The organism is Gottfriedia sp. NPDC056225 (assembly GCF_042267765.1).
In the GTDB taxonomy this organism is placed as follows: Bacteria; Bacillota; Bacilli; order Bacillales; family Bacillaceae_G; genus Gottfriedia.
In genome coordinates, this window is the sequence record NZ_JBHJTJ010000027.1 from 1 (window position 1) to 17,206 (window position 17,206).

General features: G+C 34.0%; 15 protein-coding genes. All 15 read right to left on the reverse strand.

Going from position 1 to position 17,206, the window contains the following annotated elements; all coding sequences use genetic code 11:
* Nucleotides 1-201: 201 nt before the first annotated feature.
* A complete protein-coding gene (locus ACFCYN_RS16605) occupies nucleotides 202-1,158 on the reverse strand; it encodes an ABC transporter permease (protein ID WP_375950426.1) in 957 nt (318 codons plus the stop codon).
* 58 nt (nucleotides 1,159-1,216) lie between these two features.
* The gene (locus ACFCYN_RS16610) at nucleotides 1,217-2,113 is read right to left on the reverse strand and encodes an ABC transporter ATP-binding protein (RefSeq protein ID WP_172443762.1); all 897 of its coding nucleotides are present in this window, start codon (nucleotides 2,111-2,113) and stop codon (nucleotides 1,217-1,219) included.
* A gap of 449 nt (nucleotides 2,114-2,562) precedes the next feature.
* Entirely contained in the window at nucleotides 2,563-2,823 is a 261-nt protein-coding gene (locus tag ACFCYN_RS16615) for a DUF2187 family protein (RefSeq protein WP_375950428.1), read from the reverse strand.
* Between the two features lie 327 nt (nucleotides 2,824-3,150).
* Complete coding sequence (locus ACFCYN_RS16620) at nucleotides 3,151-4,167, reverse strand: LacI family DNA-binding transcriptional regulator (RefSeq protein ID WP_375950430.1); 1,017 nt, start codon at nucleotides 4,165-4,167, stop codon at nucleotides 3,151-3,153.
* A gap of 51 nt (nucleotides 4,168-4,218) precedes the next feature.
* Nucleotides 4,219-5,262, reverse strand: a complete 1,044-nt coding sequence (locus ACFCYN_RS16625) for an ADP-ribosylglycohydrolase family protein (RefSeq protein ID WP_375950432.1) — start codon at nucleotides 5,260-5,262, stop codon at nucleotides 4,219-4,221.
* The gene (locus tag ACFCYN_RS16630; protein WP_375950433.1) at nucleotides 5,262-6,254 is read right to left on the reverse strand and encodes an ADP-ribosylglycohydrolase family protein; all 993 of its coding nucleotides are present in this window, start codon (nucleotides 6,252-6,254) and stop codon (nucleotides 5,262-5,264) included. The genes ACFCYN_RS16625 and ACFCYN_RS16630 overlap by 1 nt, the downstream gene beginning before the upstream one ends.
* Before the next feature lie 85 nt (nucleotides 6,255-6,339).
* Entirely contained in the window at nucleotides 6,340-8,442 is a 2,103-nt protein-coding gene (locus ACFCYN_RS16635) for an ADP-ribosylglycohydrolase family protein (RefSeq protein WP_375950435.1), read from the reverse strand.
* Between the two features lie 33 nt (nucleotides 8,443-8,475).
* On the reverse strand, nucleotides 8,476-9,624 hold the full coding sequence (locus ACFCYN_RS16640; RefSeq protein ID WP_375950437.1) for an ADP-ribosylglycohydrolase family protein: 1,149 nt from the start codon (nucleotides 9,622-9,624) through the stop codon (nucleotides 8,476-8,478).
* A gap of 12 nt (nucleotides 9,625-9,636) precedes the next feature.
* Nucleotides 9,637-11,106: an extracellular solute-binding protein gene (locus tag ACFCYN_RS16645; protein ID WP_375950439.1), complete on the reverse strand. Its 1,470-nt coding sequence runs from the start codon at nucleotides 11,104-11,106 to the stop codon at nucleotides 9,637-9,639.
* 55 nt (nucleotides 11,107-11,161) lie between these two features.
* On the reverse strand, nucleotides 11,162-12,040 hold the full coding sequence (locus ACFCYN_RS16650) for a carbohydrate ABC transporter permease (protein WP_375950441.1): 879 nt from the start codon (nucleotides 12,038-12,040) through the stop codon (nucleotides 11,162-11,164).
* A 16-nt stretch (nucleotides 12,041-12,056) separates the two neighbouring features.
* Entirely contained in the window at nucleotides 12,057-12,959 is a 903-nt protein-coding gene (locus tag ACFCYN_RS16655; protein ID WP_172443754.1) for an ABC transporter permease, read from the reverse strand.
* Nucleotides 12,928-13,854 carry a ribokinase gene (locus ACFCYN_RS16660; RefSeq protein ID WP_375950443.1) on the reverse strand — a complete coding sequence of 309 codons (927 nt, stop codon included), beginning with the start codon at nucleotides 13,852-13,854 and terminating at the stop codon, nucleotides 12,928-12,930. The genes ACFCYN_RS16655 and ACFCYN_RS16660 overlap by 32 nt, the downstream gene beginning before the upstream one ends.
* Entirely contained in the window at nucleotides 13,829-14,179 is a 351-nt protein-coding gene (locus ACFCYN_RS16665) for a DUF4387 domain-containing protein (RefSeq protein WP_098118535.1), read from the reverse strand. Before ACFCYN_RS16665 ends, ACFCYN_RS16660 begins: the two co-directional genes overlap by 26 nt.
* A gap of 12 nt (nucleotides 14,180-14,191) precedes the next feature.
* Nucleotides 14,192-15,541, reverse strand: a complete 1,350-nt coding sequence (locus ACFCYN_RS16670) for an acyclic terpene utilization AtuA family protein (RefSeq protein WP_172443751.1) — start codon at nucleotides 15,539-15,541, stop codon at nucleotides 14,192-14,194.
* 320 nt (nucleotides 15,542-15,861) lie between these two features.
* The gene (locus ACFCYN_RS16675) at nucleotides 15,862-17,187 is read right to left on the reverse strand and encodes an MFS transporter (protein ID WP_375950445.1); all 1,326 of its coding nucleotides are present in this window, start codon (nucleotides 17,185-17,187) and stop codon (nucleotides 15,862-15,864) included.
* Nucleotides 17,188-17,206 lie beyond the last annotated feature (19 nt).

Here is a 17,206-nt window from a genome sequence, read left to right on the forward strand (position 1 = left end):
TTTTGGTAATAATCTTGAAAACTCTTCTCCACCAAAGTATGAAGAATTAACTAGATTATTGAAGAAAAAGAGTATGATCAAGCATTAGATTTGTACAATGAAATTATGAAAGAAATTATTCAATCTTTATTTTAGATAAACAAAAAAGCCTGATTCTCTATTTTGAGAATCAGGCTTTTCATATTATTTAAAGAATTGCTCTTAGGCTGTTACGTCACGTTTAGAGAATACAACTAATGCTAATCCTAAGAAAACAACGAAATAAACTACTAGTATAATTAATGAAAATGACATTGTCATTCCTTTTACTAGCGGAGTACCGTTGATGTACTGCATTAAATCTGTGTTTGCAAATAGGATAAATTTTGTCCAATCAAAGAAACTAGCTAAAATATTTGTTACCGTACTTCCAACTGTTAATAAAAGGATTGAAATACCGATTGCAATTGTATTATTTCTAAACACAGTTGATACCATGAATGCCATTGTAGCTAGCATAAATGTTTCGATAAAACTCATTAAATATTGCTTTGCAGAATAAACTAGTCTACTTTGTTCCTCTACATGGCCATTGACATATGCTAAATAAGAATTATCCCCACTACCAGGTCCGAATAAAATTAAGCCTAGTACGCTAGAAACAATAAATAAAATAAATAACATTGCAAAACCAAATAGAATACTAGTTAAATATTTTGACATAATGATTTTAGTTCTAGAAAACGGACGAATAAGTAAAAGTTTAATAGTTCCCCAATTAAATTCACTTGCGACAATATTAGCAGAAACGATAATCGTAAATAATCCTACCAATATAATTAATTTTGATGAAACTTCCATAAAAGTCCACACACTTGATTTTTCATTAGGTGCAATATTATGCTCAATACGATACTCATTTATCGCAATTGTTCGTTCTAAGTACGGTCTTGTAATATCATTCTTATCACTTATACTTTTTAATTCCTTTTTATTTTGAGCTGTCTCATCTTGTAGTGATTTCTTCCAATTCTGATCAGCGCTTTGCTCTACTTTATTGTCGTTATATTTTATTATTGTACCAGTTACACCTACAAGTAAAATAACAAGAGCAACCATCACAATTGTTCCTGGTCTTTTAATAATCTTTATCCATTCATTCTGAATCAATTTTAACATGTTTTAAGTTCCTTTCTTTTTGAATTTCTCAACTAGTTAACGAGACTTCTAAAGCTTGTTAAACATTCGTGATTTCTAAGAAACGATCTTCCAATGTTTTTGCATTTGCCTTAAATCCATATACACGAATACGGTTTTCTACTAATAATTCAATGACATTCGGTACATCTTCTCTTGTTAATTCAATATGTATTTCTCCATCAACAACATTAGCGTTATGTTTAGTAAGAACTTTAAGTGCTGCTTCACTATTATTCACTTCAATTGAGTAAGTTTGTACATCTTCAGTTGTAAGCTCTGTTACTGTTTGTACATCCACTAGCTTACCTTGCTGAATAATCCCAATTCGGTCACACATCATTTCCATTTCTGCTAATAAGTGACTTGATACAATAATAGCCATGCCTCTTTTTTTCGTAAGTAGTTGCAAGTGATCTCTCATTTCTCGGATACCTGCTGGATCTAGTCCATTCGTCGGTTCATCAAGAATTAAAACTTTTGGATCATGCAATAAACATTGAGCTAAACCAAGTCGCTGCCTCATACCTAATGAATAGGTTTTAACTTTTTGACGGATTGCCCCAGTTAAGCCTACTAACTCAACAACCTCATCAATCTTCTCTTTTGTAACATTCTTATTCATTCGAGCATATTGCAATAAATTATCATAGCCGCTTAGAAACTTATACAACTCTGGATTTTCTACAATCGCACCTACATGCTTAATTGCATCCTCAAAGTTAGACTTAATACTATGGCCATCAATCACAACGTCACCTTCAGAAATAGCCATCAAACCAACCATCATCCTAATTGTCGTTGTCTTACCAGCACCATTTGGCCCTAAAAATCCAAAAACTTCGCCTTCAAAAATATCAAAGCTTAAATCAGAAACAATTTTCTTCCCTCTGATTTCTTTTGATAAGTTCTTAATTTGCACAATTGAATTCTTCATTTCGTCCTCCTTATTTCCAATATTTTCTAAATTCCTAATTATATTTTAACAAAATAATCAAGTAAACAAAACAGTCTAAAGTCTGAGTTTGTTAAAAGGTGGAAGATAATGTTACGAAAACATGAAAATTATTACATATTTCATTGTTTTGTGACATTTTTCAAAATTTTTTAATGTGAAGAATAAATTGACGGAAAGTAAATATAGAGAAGATTAACTCTATAATTTCATGTGGAAATAATAGTAAGATACGAGGACTGTTTGATGGTTTCAACGAACAAATATATGAAAAGAAAATAAAGAATACTTATTAAGTTACTTAGGTAGCATTGCATATTTAATTTTTACTATTATAAGAATCCATATAAGTACATAGGTACTACATAAAAAAATAGCCTTATCCCTCAATGAAATTGGGGTAAGGCTATTTTCTAGGAAATAAAATTTGTTTACCTACTAGTCATATTTGCTAAAATTTTATACTTCTTATGATTAATTACTGTGTGATCATGATCGTAATAATTTCGGTGGTTTCGATCTTTTCTCATATCTACGATTACAGAATTTGAAAGAACTTTTGTTACGATTCCTTTTACTGAGTTCGGATTTTTCTTGTCAAGATCCTCTTTTTTTGGAGTAAATTCAATTTCATCGCCTGGTTTTACATAGTATTTATTCATCGTTATGATTAGTTTATTATTTTCACACATATGTTTATCACCTTTTTTATTCTATTTTATTCAATATTACAAAAATATCTGAATATTCAAAAGTGAATTGGATACTAGATTATATTGTGACTCTGTACCTATAAATTGTTCTGATAGTATTAGATGGCTAATGCTTTATTCGTTACTGTGTATTTATTTATAGTATTACGATTGAGAAACGTAGAAGATAAGGAAACAGTACTTAAATATCTCTAAACTGTTACTATAATATAAAGACAGTAGGCATACCCATGATATCGAGTATGCCTACTGTCTTTAACCTTACTTCTATTCAAATTGAAATTGACTGATGCAAAGTTTGAATCATTACCCTTTAGGCAAAAACCCTAAAGTAGATTCCCTTTTAACTAGCGCCACTTCTAATTGATATTCTTCAGTGTCATCTGTCTCTTCTATTAAATTGATTAATTTATTTGTTGCAGCGACGCCGATTCGATAAATTGGTTGAACAATTGTACTTAATTCAGGTTCGACCATTTCTGTTATTTTAATTCCATCAAATCCAATAATAGCTATGTCAGTTGGAACGTTGATATTTAACATTTTTAATGCTTTTAAAGAGCCTATTGCCATTAAATCATTTGCAAGAAATATACCATCTACGTCTGGATGGTCCTCAAGCAACCGTTGGGTTAATTGCTTGCCACTTTCCATCGCAAAATCTCCTTGGTAAACAATTGGTTCTTGTATTGGAAAATATTTTTGCAAAGTATCTTGATATCCTCGAAGCCGGTCAATCGCAGGAATAAAAACATCAGGACCACTGATATGAGCAATTTTTTTACATCCAAGTTTATACAAATGTTCGACAGCCATTATGGCTCCTTTATAATTATCGACACCTACAGAGTTTGCAGTATGTGTATCAACAGCACGGTCTACTCTAACAAATGGAATTTGTAAATTCTGTAAGCTTTTTAGGATTTCTTCATTAAATTCAAATGACGCCAACACAAAACCATCGATATACCTACTTTGAAACTCCTTCCAAAACTTAGGGTTCTTTAGATCATCATTATTAGAATTAACTAGTATTAAGCTATACCCTTTTAATTTAGCAACTTCTTCTATTGCAACAACCAATTCTGGAAAGAACGGGTTTGAAATATCAGGAATAATTAAGGCAATAGTTTTCGATTTTTGTTTCGCAAGTCCTCTAGCAATCTCGTTTGGTTTATAATCAAGCTTTTTCATAACTACTTTAATTTTTTGTTCGGTTTCTGGACTAATATAGCTTATGTTATTTATATATCTTGATACCGTAGCTACAGAGACACCCGCTTCTTTTGCGACATCCCGTATCGTCGCTTTCTTATTTTTCACTGGATTATACTCCCCTAAAATATAACAGATTTTCTCATATGTATTATTTTGTTATTCTGATTCGATTAATCGTTTTACTGTTTCAGTAATTGTTAATCCCTTTAAATGCGGAACACAGAACCCTTTTATGGTATCAACACTATCTACCCAACTTTTCGAAATTGATTCCATTCCACTCATTGCACCTGCCAATGCACCAACCATTGCAGGCATGCTGTCGGCTTGTTTTGGTAACATAAGTGAGAGCATGATACTCTTTTCAAAATTTCCTTCTGTAGCAAGAATTATAGCATAGGCAATCGCTAAAGTCTCAGGGGCTATATTTCCATAATTATAAATTGAGTTGACTAGTTGGTTATTCCAAAGAGGCATTGCAGCAAATCCATCGTTATTAGTTGATTCCAAAATCGAAATTGCTTGGTTTACTTTTCTACTTAACCATGTATTTTCAGGGATTTGTTTTAATCCTTCATCAACAATTTCCTTCGCTGAAGCACCATCAATTGCAAGTGCAATACTTGCTGCCATTGCCTTTGCAGCGTATACTCCATCTTCCGCATTTGTGATTGATGCCATTTTTTCTGATACAATTGCAGCTTTATTTGGGTCGCCATGGAATTTAATTCCGATTGGTACTGCTCTCCCTACAGCCCCATCATCGAAATGATGCGGATTGTCATTCCCTGTTGCAGGGGATATTAAACCCTTTTTAATATTTTCAATAGAAGCTCTCTCACTAATTCCGCTCCATATTTCATGTTCATGTTGAACGACAAGTTTTTTCCATTGTTCAAGGAATTCTACTTCATTGAAATGAGATGATTCAAGTAACATAAGTGCAGAAATCATAGCAAATTCAGTATCGTCTGTCCCAGAAAAGTCTAAAATACTTTCATCCATTGCATGAGTAAATGGCAACGAAAATTTGTTAATTTTATATTCATCAGTCTGTTTACTAAAGTCCCAAAGACGATTCCTTCTTCTTGTTGGTAAAACTGTCGTTCGATGATACATAGCTGGAAACCCTAATGAATCTCCAATTGCAAGCCCTAAAAAAGCTCCACATGATTTACTATATAATGTTTGGTAATTCATTATAAACCCCTCCCAACAATAACATCTGTGAACCTCTCACTTAAATCACGTATATCAATTCCTCTTGTTTTCTTAACACATACTCCCTTAATCACATTAATTCTACTTTTCCAATCCTCCGGAATAACGCTTGAACCGTTTAATGCCCCTGATAATGCACCATTCATTGAGGCGATCGTATCTGAATCTCTGCCAATATTTGTTCCACCTAAAACTGCTTGTATGTAATCTCCCTTTGATGCAGCAAATACACCATATGCTAAAGCCGTAGCCTCAGGAGCAACGTCTGCCCAAGGATAATAGAAAATTGAAACTTTATTATAGAGCTCTTCCATTGCCTCTTGTACATTAGAATATTTCATCCCAATATTTACTGCTTCATCTATTTTTCGATAAGACCATGAATCTTTTGGTAATACGTCTAGGCCAGTCTTAATTACCTTTTCAAAGGAATCACCTGTCATAGCATAAGCAACACTAGCAGCAATCGCCATTCCACAATAGACGCCGTCTCTGTCATGACTAATTCTTGCCTCAATTTCTGCTATTTTTGCAGCTTTTTCTGGGTCACCAGCAAAATAAACACCTACTGGAGCTATTCGCATGGCTACACCATCACTCCACATTTCATGATTATCCATACCTGAATAAGGAGCAACAAGTCCTTTTCTTAAATTAAAAATAGCATCAACTTCGCTAAAACCTCCACCTTTAAATCCACCATTTTGGTCTAATAAGTATTGGCTCCATTCATTTGTCATATCTTGATAAGTTAAATTTTCACCATATTTAAGTAAGATTAGAGAAGTTAACATCGAGTATTCCGTATCATCTGTCCCAACAGGATCGTCTGAAATAAAACCATCCACCCATTTGTATTTCTCCCTTATTCCTTCTAGTGTCATTCCCTCAGTTGGCGCACCAAGTGCATCACCAACTGAAAGACCAATTAGACATCCGTATACTTTATCGTAAATTTCTTTCCGATTCATACTACTCACCTCATTTAATTAATCAAACAATGTGATTGACTATATTATAAAAGGCAGCTTTCGCTACCTTTCATAAACATCATCTTTATAATTCCTTCACAGAAAAATTAGATATGATCGATTCCCCTTGTTCTAACATTGCAAATCCGATCATTCCTCGATTAAATCGATTATGCTCAAATAAGAGAATTGCTTCATTATTAATAGAAAAGCAGATTTCATTTCCTTTGCATTTCAATTCAAACTGATACTCTTCATCATGCTTCCACTCATATGGAATAGAGTGTATACGCTCAATTCCAAAATCGTTCGAAATTAATGAAACTTGATTTTTTCCATCAAAACCGACTTGGTAATGGCGCTCTACTCCAGATGCTCTAAATAGTAGATTGTGAGAGTTACCTTTCTTCGGTAAAATGGATGCATTCATGATTACATCTTTTGTATAATAGTTTCCTGTGAATGATGCACAGTCTGTTAAACTATTAACTCTCATTTTTCCGTTCTCTAATGTCCACTCACCTCGATGATGAGAAAATGGAGTTACGCTAAGAAATTCAATTGCTTGTTTTGAAAAATCAATTTCATAACAAGACTTTCCAAAAATCCTGAATTCATCAAAATATAATTTACCAAATGCTCTTTTTGTTAGTTCTGACGGACTTTCAATAATAAATCCTACTTCATCAATTAAATCCCCATCAGTATCTGGAACGACAAATTCAACCTGATTCCATTCACCATTTGTAAGTTTAATAGAATTCAGTTTTACAGTCTCTTTAGAATAAGTATTTCGAATATAAGGTGTTAAAATAAAGTCTTCACCTTGAATTTTATCGGAATAGATTTTTAAAGAGACGCTTTGTCCACTATAAATCTGAGGTGCAAACGTTGGCTTATATTTTTCATCATTAAATTCTTCTCTTCTGTAGAAAGGTTTATAGAAAACTTTACTACTTTCACCTTTTATCATTCTATCGATAAAGATTTCAAGTGACCCTTTGCTTTGGTACCCATGCTCTGAATTATGTCTTAAGAATGTTTTAAAAGGGAAGTCTGTTCGGAATCCATGTGTAGATCCCGGTAAAGTGAAATCAAAATAAATTTCTTCTTCTCGATAGCTATTTAATAATTCAACAGATGGCTCCTGATTTGCCATCTTGTAGCCTAATAGTGCAACAGATTTAGAGAATGTAGGGATATCTAAAATGTTTAAATAGCCAGAAACACTTGATGTGGCGATAAAATCATTAATCGGTTTTCGATAACGATCAGCTATTCCGTCAATTCCGGTAAAAACACCTAAAATTGTTCCAACATTTCCAGCATTGCAGTCTGTATCCCATCCACACATCGTTGCAATCTCAATTGTTCTTGCAAAGTCGCCATTACCATAAAGTAACGATAAGATACACACACCCGCATTTGGTATAATATGGCAGATACCTGGGTATTTGTCATATCCCCATTCGTCCTCAAGATACTGACGGCAAAGGCGGAAATCATTTGGCACTTGCTCATGAAAATCTAGAACTGCTCTAACAACTAGAGCATATGTAGATTCTTCTGGAATCTCTTTTAAGCCAGCTTCAATAATTGCTTCGATCGATTTTGCAGAAAATGCTTGAGCGATACATGCGGCAATAAATCTCGCTCCAAATAATCCATTTTTATCATGTGAAACGCTTGCTGCGATTTCAGCGTAATCTGCTGCTTTTTTAGGATTATTAGGAAACAGTAAGCCCCAACTATCAACAAATATTTGCCCGCCAATTTGCTCTGCAAGGACAATTCCGTTTACTTCAGAAGATCCAGATTTTGGCGCAGATATACCTTTTTTCAAATTATTATAGGCAGTATGCTCCGTACTAATGCCTTCACCGCCCCACCAAAACATCCCGATTCCTTCACGTGTATAGTTTAACCAAGCTCGACCTACATCTTCTGGTGTTAATTCACGATCTTTTGCATCATCAAATAATGCACGAAGGAAAAATACTGGACCGTTGGCATCATCATCAGCAGAAAAAGTTTTGTAGTCCTTTATATAGCCATTAATATCACCATAGACATCTTTAATGATTTCTGGTGTCCACTCTGTTGGTTCAACCGGTGCACCAAGTCGGATTCCAGCGTTCATTCCTAAAAATCCAGCATATACCTTTTCTAAATAATCATTAGAAATCATCTCTTTCACTCCACTTCCAGGTTACACTTTTCCTCAAAAAAATCTTTTTCTTTGTTCATTAATATGTAAATCTTGCAATATAATCTCTTTTGCAACTTTAGCAAACGTATCGGATAAATGAAGTAGATTCATCTTGTTTGTTGACTCTAAGATTTGAATATCTTCTTGTTTGATAACACTATAACCATACTTAGCTCCAAGAATTACCCCAATCATCACACCAATGGAATCAGTATCACGCCCTGAATTAATACCGTCATAAATAGATTTATAGAATTCTCCATTATTTAAAACAATAAATGCCAATGCCATTGGTAGTTCTTCAATTGAAAATAACCTACTCGGTGTATAGTGATTTGATGGGATTCCGACCTTTTCTATTTTGCGATGAACATCATCCATCATTGGTGAAAACTTCACGAGAATACTTTGGAATGTTTCGATAACTTGATCCATCTCTGCCTGATCTACTCGTAGTTTTCTTGCAGCTTCTGTTAATTCAATAATCGCTTGTTTTGTGCCGTCTTTCGCATAATGAATCGCCGTCTCAACAATTTCATCAATGCTTACATTTTCTTCAAAAGCCTTTGCCACACATGCAGCCAAAACCCCTGCTGCCTCAAGTCCATAACTACTTTGATGTCCCATAGCAAAAAGGATTGCTTCATCATAAGCTGCTTTTGGATTACCTGCATTAACTACACCTATTGGAGCAATGTACATGGCTGCTCCACAATTAATCATATTTCCAATGCCACCCTCTCTTGGCTCACAATTAGCCAAAACATGTCGCATGAATATATATTTTTCAGGATAAAACAAACGATCAATAATTAATGCTTCACGGCCAAATTCAGGAATATATGTTTTTTTAAAGGCAATTTCTTTCACGAATTCATTCCCAACATCATAAGCATCAAGATGTCTTTTTTCCTTTAAATAAACATTAATTAAAGCCGCGGTCATCAAGGTATCGTCTGTTACGATACCTTGTCCACGCATTTTACCAAGTGTTACATCAAGTGGAGCGTCTTCTTTATACCATCTAGTATTCAATGACTCTACTCGTTTATATTTCTCTTTTATTTCTTCATAGGTAAGCTTTTCAATCGGTGCCCCAAGTGCGTCACCTAAGGCTGTCGAAAGAATAATACCTCTTACACGATCCTTAAACGTAACCATATTAAGCACTCCTTACTTTATTTTGTCATTTGCATATTTAGTAAGCTCATCTCCACCAGCTTTTTTCCATTCTTTTACAAACTTGTCAAAGTCACTTACAGGGCGCTTTCCTGTGATAATATCAGATGCGTATTCTTTATAAAGGTTTTCCATTGCATCCCAATTAGCAATGAATTTCTCTGGTAAAATAAAGCTATTATCTTCAGAATAAGCTTGTTGAACCATTTCTTGAGATTTCAAAGCAGGCTCACTTAACAATGGTGTTTTTAATGGCTGTTCCGTTTTAAAATCTGTTGGCTCCCAATATCTAGCAAACCACTCACTATAATATTTATCAGTTAATGCAATTTGTCCGTTATCAATCTTATATTCTTCATTTTCATAACCTAGACGATCAAGCATTTGGCCCTTTGGACTTGCTAAGTAATCCAATACTTTGAAAACTAAATCTTTATGTTTTGATTGAGAAGAAATAGCATATCCGCGTGACTCTTTTGTTACATCTGTTCCACCAAAGCCTTGGTAAATTCCTTTTGCAGCTGGTAAAACTTCTAATTCAGCTTGTTTGCCATTCACTTGAGTCATTTTACTGTTGTATAAATCGATTACTTTACCGTTTGTTCCAGTAATGATTGCAGCATCGCCATCATAGAATGCTTTCTCTTTTGTATCCCATTGTTTTGTTAAATATTGCGGATCAAGAATGCCATCTTTATAAAGTTTGCTATAGTAAGCTAGCAATTCTTTTTCATTATTTGATACTTTCGAATAAACATATGTTCCATCACTATTCTTTAACCAAGTTTGATTGATCCCAAATGCCATTTTAAAAATAGAATCTAGTTCTGCAATATCGCCTGCAGCCGTAAGTCCGTAAGCTGGTTTTTTGCCACCACCTGGGTGCTTCGTAACTAATTCTTTTAAGAACGCATAATAATTATCCGTTGTAGGATTTGCCATTAATGCTTGTGCGCTAGTCATTTTATCAAACCAGTCTTTTCTAATGACTGGAGTCTTTTGGTCAAGTGGTTTAATCCATAACAAGTAAGGATAGTTGTTTAATCTTTTTTCGTCATACGGTTGAAGCATGTTTTTAATATTCTTCGACTGATCAATATATGGTGTTAGTTTTTCTAATAAATTTTGTTGTGAAATCGGTTGGTCCCCACCTTGGAAGTAAATTAAATCAGGAATATCTCCACCAGTTAATAATAGATTTAATTTTTCAGCATAATCTCCTTGTGGTACTTCTACTAGTTTAAATTTCACATTTATATTTTCATCTCTTTTTAAAGCTTTTTCTAATTCATTGTAATACTTTACTGATGCAGGATTAGATGGAGAATCATCTTTTGCAACTACTCGAATAATTGTCTTCCCATCCGCTGTTTTATCATTTGTATTCGTTTCTTTGTCGTTTGAACAAGCAGCAGTTGTAAATACTAGTAGTGCACTAAAAATTAACATAAGTAATTTCTTCATTTTTTTACCCCCTCATAAATTTTAAGTTTTTTTGACCATTTAACATGTTTAACCATTAGTCTTTTACTCCACCTTCAAGCGCACCCTTTGCATAATATTTTAAGATTAGTGGGTACAGTATTAATAAAGGAATCATTGAAATTATGATTGTTCCGGCTTGTAGAGAAGAAAAATCTAGATTAGCAATTTGTTTATATGACCCACCAGTCAAATTCCCTAACATTGAAGTATTATCCCTCATCACTACAAATTGTCGAAGCACAACTTGTAATGGCCATTTATGTGGATCGGTAATATAAATAGTAGCTCTGAAATATTCATTCCAGTGATAAACTCCATAGAATAATCCAAGAGTTGCAAGTGCTGGCTTTGATAGAGGTAGCATGATTTTCGTAAAAATTCTGAAATGCCCTGCTCCATCAATTCTAGCAGCCTCTAAAATACTATCTGGTACATCTTCAAAGAATCTCATTAAAATAAACAGATAGAACACATTAATTGCCTTGTATAGAATTAAAGAAGAGTAAGTATTAAGTAATCCTAAATTTTTAACTAATAAAAATTCTGGAATCAATCCTGGTTCAAAAACCATTAGAATAATAAGGAAAACCATAATAACTTTTTTTCCTACAAAGTTCGTTCTAGCTAGCACATAGGCTGCCATTGCAGTTAAAAATAGATTTAGCGCAGTTCCAATAACCGTTATTAAAAATGTGTTAAAAATACTTCGTAAAATAAGTGGATTTGAAAGCAATATTTTATAATTAATTAAAGAAAATCCTTCTGGCAAAATACTTAACCCTTTTAATTTATGAACTTTTAAAGGGTCTGAAAGAGACATTGCCAGTAAGTTCAAGATCGGTATTAATATCGATAAAGATATTAAAATTAAAACTAGATAGATGGCTATTTTTATCCAATTAACTTTCTTCAAAACCTACACCTCCCTATTACCAAACACCCTTACCTGAAATCCTTTTTGAGATAAAATGTGTTCCGAGAATTAAAACTACTCCAATAACACCCTTAAATAAACTAGCCGCTGTTGCATAAGAGTATTGAGCATTTAAAATACCGATTCTATAAACATATGTATCTAAAATATCAACGACACTAATTACGGAATCATTTATCATGTTAAACACTTGATCGAAACCAGCGTTCAAAAAGAATCCTAAATTTAAGATAAACACCGTTACGATCGTACTTGTAAGTTCCGGTAGAGTGATATATCTCATTTGTTGTAAACTAGACGCCCCGTCCATACGAGCAGCTTCATATAATGATGGGCTTATTTTCATGATTGCTGCTAAGTAAAGAATGGAGTCCCATCCAGAAGAACGCCACATTTCTGAAAAAACTAAAACCCAACGAATATGACTTTTACTTGTCATAAAGTCAACGGATGGTAGATGGAAAAAGTGACGTATAACATTCACGCCTCCATCAGTTGGATTTAAAAGACTAATCCATATACCAGCAATTACAACCCATGAAAGAAAGTGCGGTAAATAAATGACAGATTGTACATACTTTCTAAAAGGCCCAGTTCGAACCTCGTTGATTAACAATGATAATATAATTGGAATCGGAAAAATGAAGATGATCTTCATTGAGCTAATGATGACAGTATTTTTTAATACATCCAAAAAAGCAGGTGAGTTGAATAAAAGCTTAAAATGCTTTAGACCAACCCAAACATTGTCACCAATTATCCGATAATCCTGAAAGGCAAGCTTCATCCCTAGCAATGGAATTACATTAAATATAAAGAAGTAAACAATTGCAGGAAGAAGCATTAAATAGATGACCCAATCTTTTTTAATTTTCGATAGCGTGGTCTTCACCTTCATGTTTCAACTCCTCTTTCCATAAAAGGTCTACTTCACTTCGATATGGCATACCGGTTTGAGCACCTTTTTTTGTAACAGATAATCCAGCTACAATCGTTCCGAATCGAATACTGTCATAAAGATTTTTCTCCTCTGAAACTGCTACTGCAAACGCTCCGGAAAATGAATCGCCTGCACCAGTTGTATCAACAGGTTCTACTTTTATAGCTGGCACACGAACAATTTCTTGTCCATCATAATAAACAACACCATCCGTACCACATGTAATAATTAATTGGTTTGGATAGTTTATCAGTAACTTTTCCATTGGAAGCTTACAATCAAAAACGATTTCATACTCGTGTTCATTTGGTGTTAAATAGGTGATCTTATCAAATAGATGTGCCTTAATTTTATGCGCAGGGGCCGGGTTAACGATTATTATTTTGCCTTTTTCATGTAGAATAGGGATTAAATACTCCATTAACTCGATTGGCGTTTCCATTTGGAATAAAACAACATCATACGTAAGCAATCCTTCTAAAACTCTATTAATATAGCTAACATCTGTAAAATCATTAGCCCCAGGTACAACTAGAATTCGATTCTCGCTATTACAAATTTCTATAAATGCTACACCAGTATGGCTTCCTTCAACTAGATTTAAATTTTTTATATCTAACGTTTCGTTTTTCATATTTTCGATAAAGATTTCACTAATCTCATCTTTACCAACTGAGCCAAATAAAGCTACTTCAGCACCTAATCGGGAAGCGGCTACAGCCTGGTTAGCACCTTTACCTCCTACAGATAAAAAGAATTGATTCCCTAATAGCGTTTCACCTATTTCGGGTAATTTTTCTGCTTCAACAAAATAGTCCATATTAATACTACCTACAACTGCAATCTTCCTCACTAGTCATCTCCGCCTCATCAAAAGTAATCTTCATTAGCGGTGCATGTTGTTGCGCACCATATACATCTCTGTCTCCTACACTTCCTGAAGAGACTTCTCTTTCAATCGTAATTTTGATTCCCAATGCTTGGTCAAAGAAAACAAGATGGTGAACCTGTTCTTCACGTAAATTATATAAATGACAAATTGTCTGTTTTGTAATCTTGCCTGAGTTTTTAACTAGTTGATAAACTCGTTCTGAATCAAATAAAATGTCCAATGTGACTTCAAAAGGACCTGAATTTTTACTTCTAAGTACTTTTGCTAAATCAAATAATGTAACCATTACTCTGCCCTCCTACAAGTACTCAATTTGAAACGGATTATCATTAATTTCCATTAAATGATAGATAGAAAACTCGTATACCGCCCCAAATTCGACATCACTTGGTGCAAATGGAAATGCTAGATTTCCCGCAGTCGACTTGCGCTTTTCGTAACCAAAGTGTAGAAAAGTTGATCTGACTGTTGCACATATACTATTTGCTAGTTCTTGAGTCTTGGCGATAACTTCAAATAACACACCAATCTCATGGCCTTTAAATGGTTCGATCTCTTTTGAGCCAAGAACAGCGTCAATTCCATAATTTAAAAAGTTAATTTTGTAATCGTTTCGGTCAATTTCAGGATAATATTCAAATACTTGTTCCTTTACCCGATCTTCAATTTCATGGATATTTTCAATTAAAATTGGATCCCTGATGCCTGCCATAACAAATGTCCGATATGCAGTCTTTTTTGCACCTTCGAGTTTAATAAATGTAGTATCTTCAGAAATGAATCGGCTATTCGAAACTTCTACAACGCCATTTCCAGCATCATGAAACTCACAATCACTTAAATCAAGTCTAAATCCTGGTCCATGTAGTAAGTATGGATGTTCTTTCTCATAAAAAGTATGAGCTGCCACACTAATCGGCGTACATTTCCGTAATGGATTTAATGATTCGACTGTGAAGGAATTATCCTTTAAAACTCCTAAAATACTATCTTTTGTAGTTCCAGGTTCCGCACAAAGTGCACCACATTCTAAAATCTTGCCTAAATGATAAGCTAGTCCCGGGTCTTTTTGATGATAAATTCCAATCGCTGCAAATGGCGATGGATCATAAGCCCGGCCGCATATGATGATATCACTATCATTTTCTAATGCTTCTAAAATTGGTTCGTGTCCCATTTGAGCTACAATTTGAATTGTTTCTTTAATCGTCTCTTCATCTAGTTCAGGGATATTCTTAGTTAAAGGTTTAATTTTATGAGAACGATTTGCCTCAATAATTTCCTCTTGTGTAAAATCAGCCCAAATTACCGCAACTTTAGCGCTTAATTCTTTCTCTTTTAATATCTTTTTTATGATTGAAATCGTTGATTCTACATGTGGTCGCGCTCCCGCTCCACCAGCAGATCCAATAATAATAGGAATTTTTCTTGGAACACCATTTGTTATGATTAATTCTAAATCCTTCATTAATGCCCGTTCACTTACGATCGAAACACCTGCACCTAATTTATGAGGGCCAGCATCCGTAGACCCAGCATCAACAACGATTCCATGTATTTTATCTTTTAATCCATTTAAAAATGAAGTTGCTGGAAATCCATACCCAAGCATCCCACATGGGGACAAGATTTTAATTTCTTCTGACATTTCTATACCTTCTATCATTGTCGATTTTTATGTATGTGTAACCGGTTACATACTCTGTAAAAAAAAAGCGAACTTTTAGGAGCATTTTTACAAAGTTTATATGTAACCGGTTACATAAGATAATCATAATAATGATTCTTAAAAACGTCAATAACTAATTTTAAAATTTTTAGAATTAATTGATTATATTTTTTCACAGAAGTATTCCTATTCATCAAACTAAACAAATAAAAAGTTCCAAAAGTAAAAAACTCATCCATCTTTGAATGAGTTTTACTAATCCATATTCATAAACTTCTACTACATATAAAAAAATTTACTTAAATCGTTTTCTTAAATTTACTATCCAGCTTTACACTTGTATCTTCTTTATCAGTAACACGTTCAACTTTTCCTACTAGGAAGATATAAGATAATGCTCCTAATAATGTGATACATGCAATAAATGTAAGTGCTGGTGCAAAGTTACCGTCTTTCACTAGGAAACCAATCACGATTGGAATGATGATTGATGCAGTTCCTCCGATAAAGTTAAATACCCCGCCGGCAATACCGATTAGACGTTTTGGTGCAAGTAATGAAACAAATACCCAAGTGATCGAAGCAAAACCATTTCCAAAAAATGCGATGGACATGAATAATACAATTAATCCTGGACTATTAACATAGTTTGCTCCAATAATAGCGGTTGCTAATAATAACCCTGTAATAATTGGTGTTTTACGAGCTTTATCTTTAGATACTCCTCTTTTAACTAGGAAATCTGAAAGAAATCCAGAAGATAATACTCCGATGAATGCTGCTATAAATGGTAGGGATGCATAAAAACCAGTTTTAATAAAAGTTAAACCTCGGTATTCTACTAAATAAGTTGGGAACCAAGTTAAGAAAAACCATAATGTTGAGCTGACTGCAAATTGACCAATATAGATGCCCCATAATTTTCTGCTTGATAATACAATCCCTAAGTCTTTCTTAGTAAGCTTTGATTTTACTTGCTTTTCTGCGTTTTTCGAATCGAATCCATCACCTTGGCTAATGTAATCAAGCTCTTCCTGATTTACCCTTTTACTCTTGTTTGGATCACGGTATAAAAAATACCATAATACAGACCAAACTAATCCGACGATACCAGCAATAATGAATAATCCTCTCCAACCAAATGTATGTTCTAAGAAGATAAGCGTTGGCGTTAAAAAGGCTAATCCAATAAATTGTCCAGAAGTGTAAATTGATACAGCTCTCGCTCTTTCATTTTCTGGAAACCAAGTTGCTGCTACTTTACTGTTAGTTGGAAAGGCAGGAGCTTCAAATGCACCTAAACCTACACGCAAAAACATTAAGCCTGTGAATCCGCTTGCAAAACCTTGTAATAAGGTCATTAAAGAGAAACCTGCAATTCCAAGTGTGTGAGTATTTCGGTTACCAAGTTTGTCTAAAAGCAAACCACCAGGAATTTGTAAAGCACAATACGTCCAACCGAAAGCCGAGAATATTAATCCCATATCAACTGTATTTATACCTAGTTCTTTCGTGATAAACGGAGCTGCAACTGATATATTACTACGATCCATGTAGTTCACAATTACAGTAATAAACAACATAAAAACAATGCTATAACGAACTTTTGTCGCTTTGTTTTTCATTTTTTCTCAATTCCTTTCA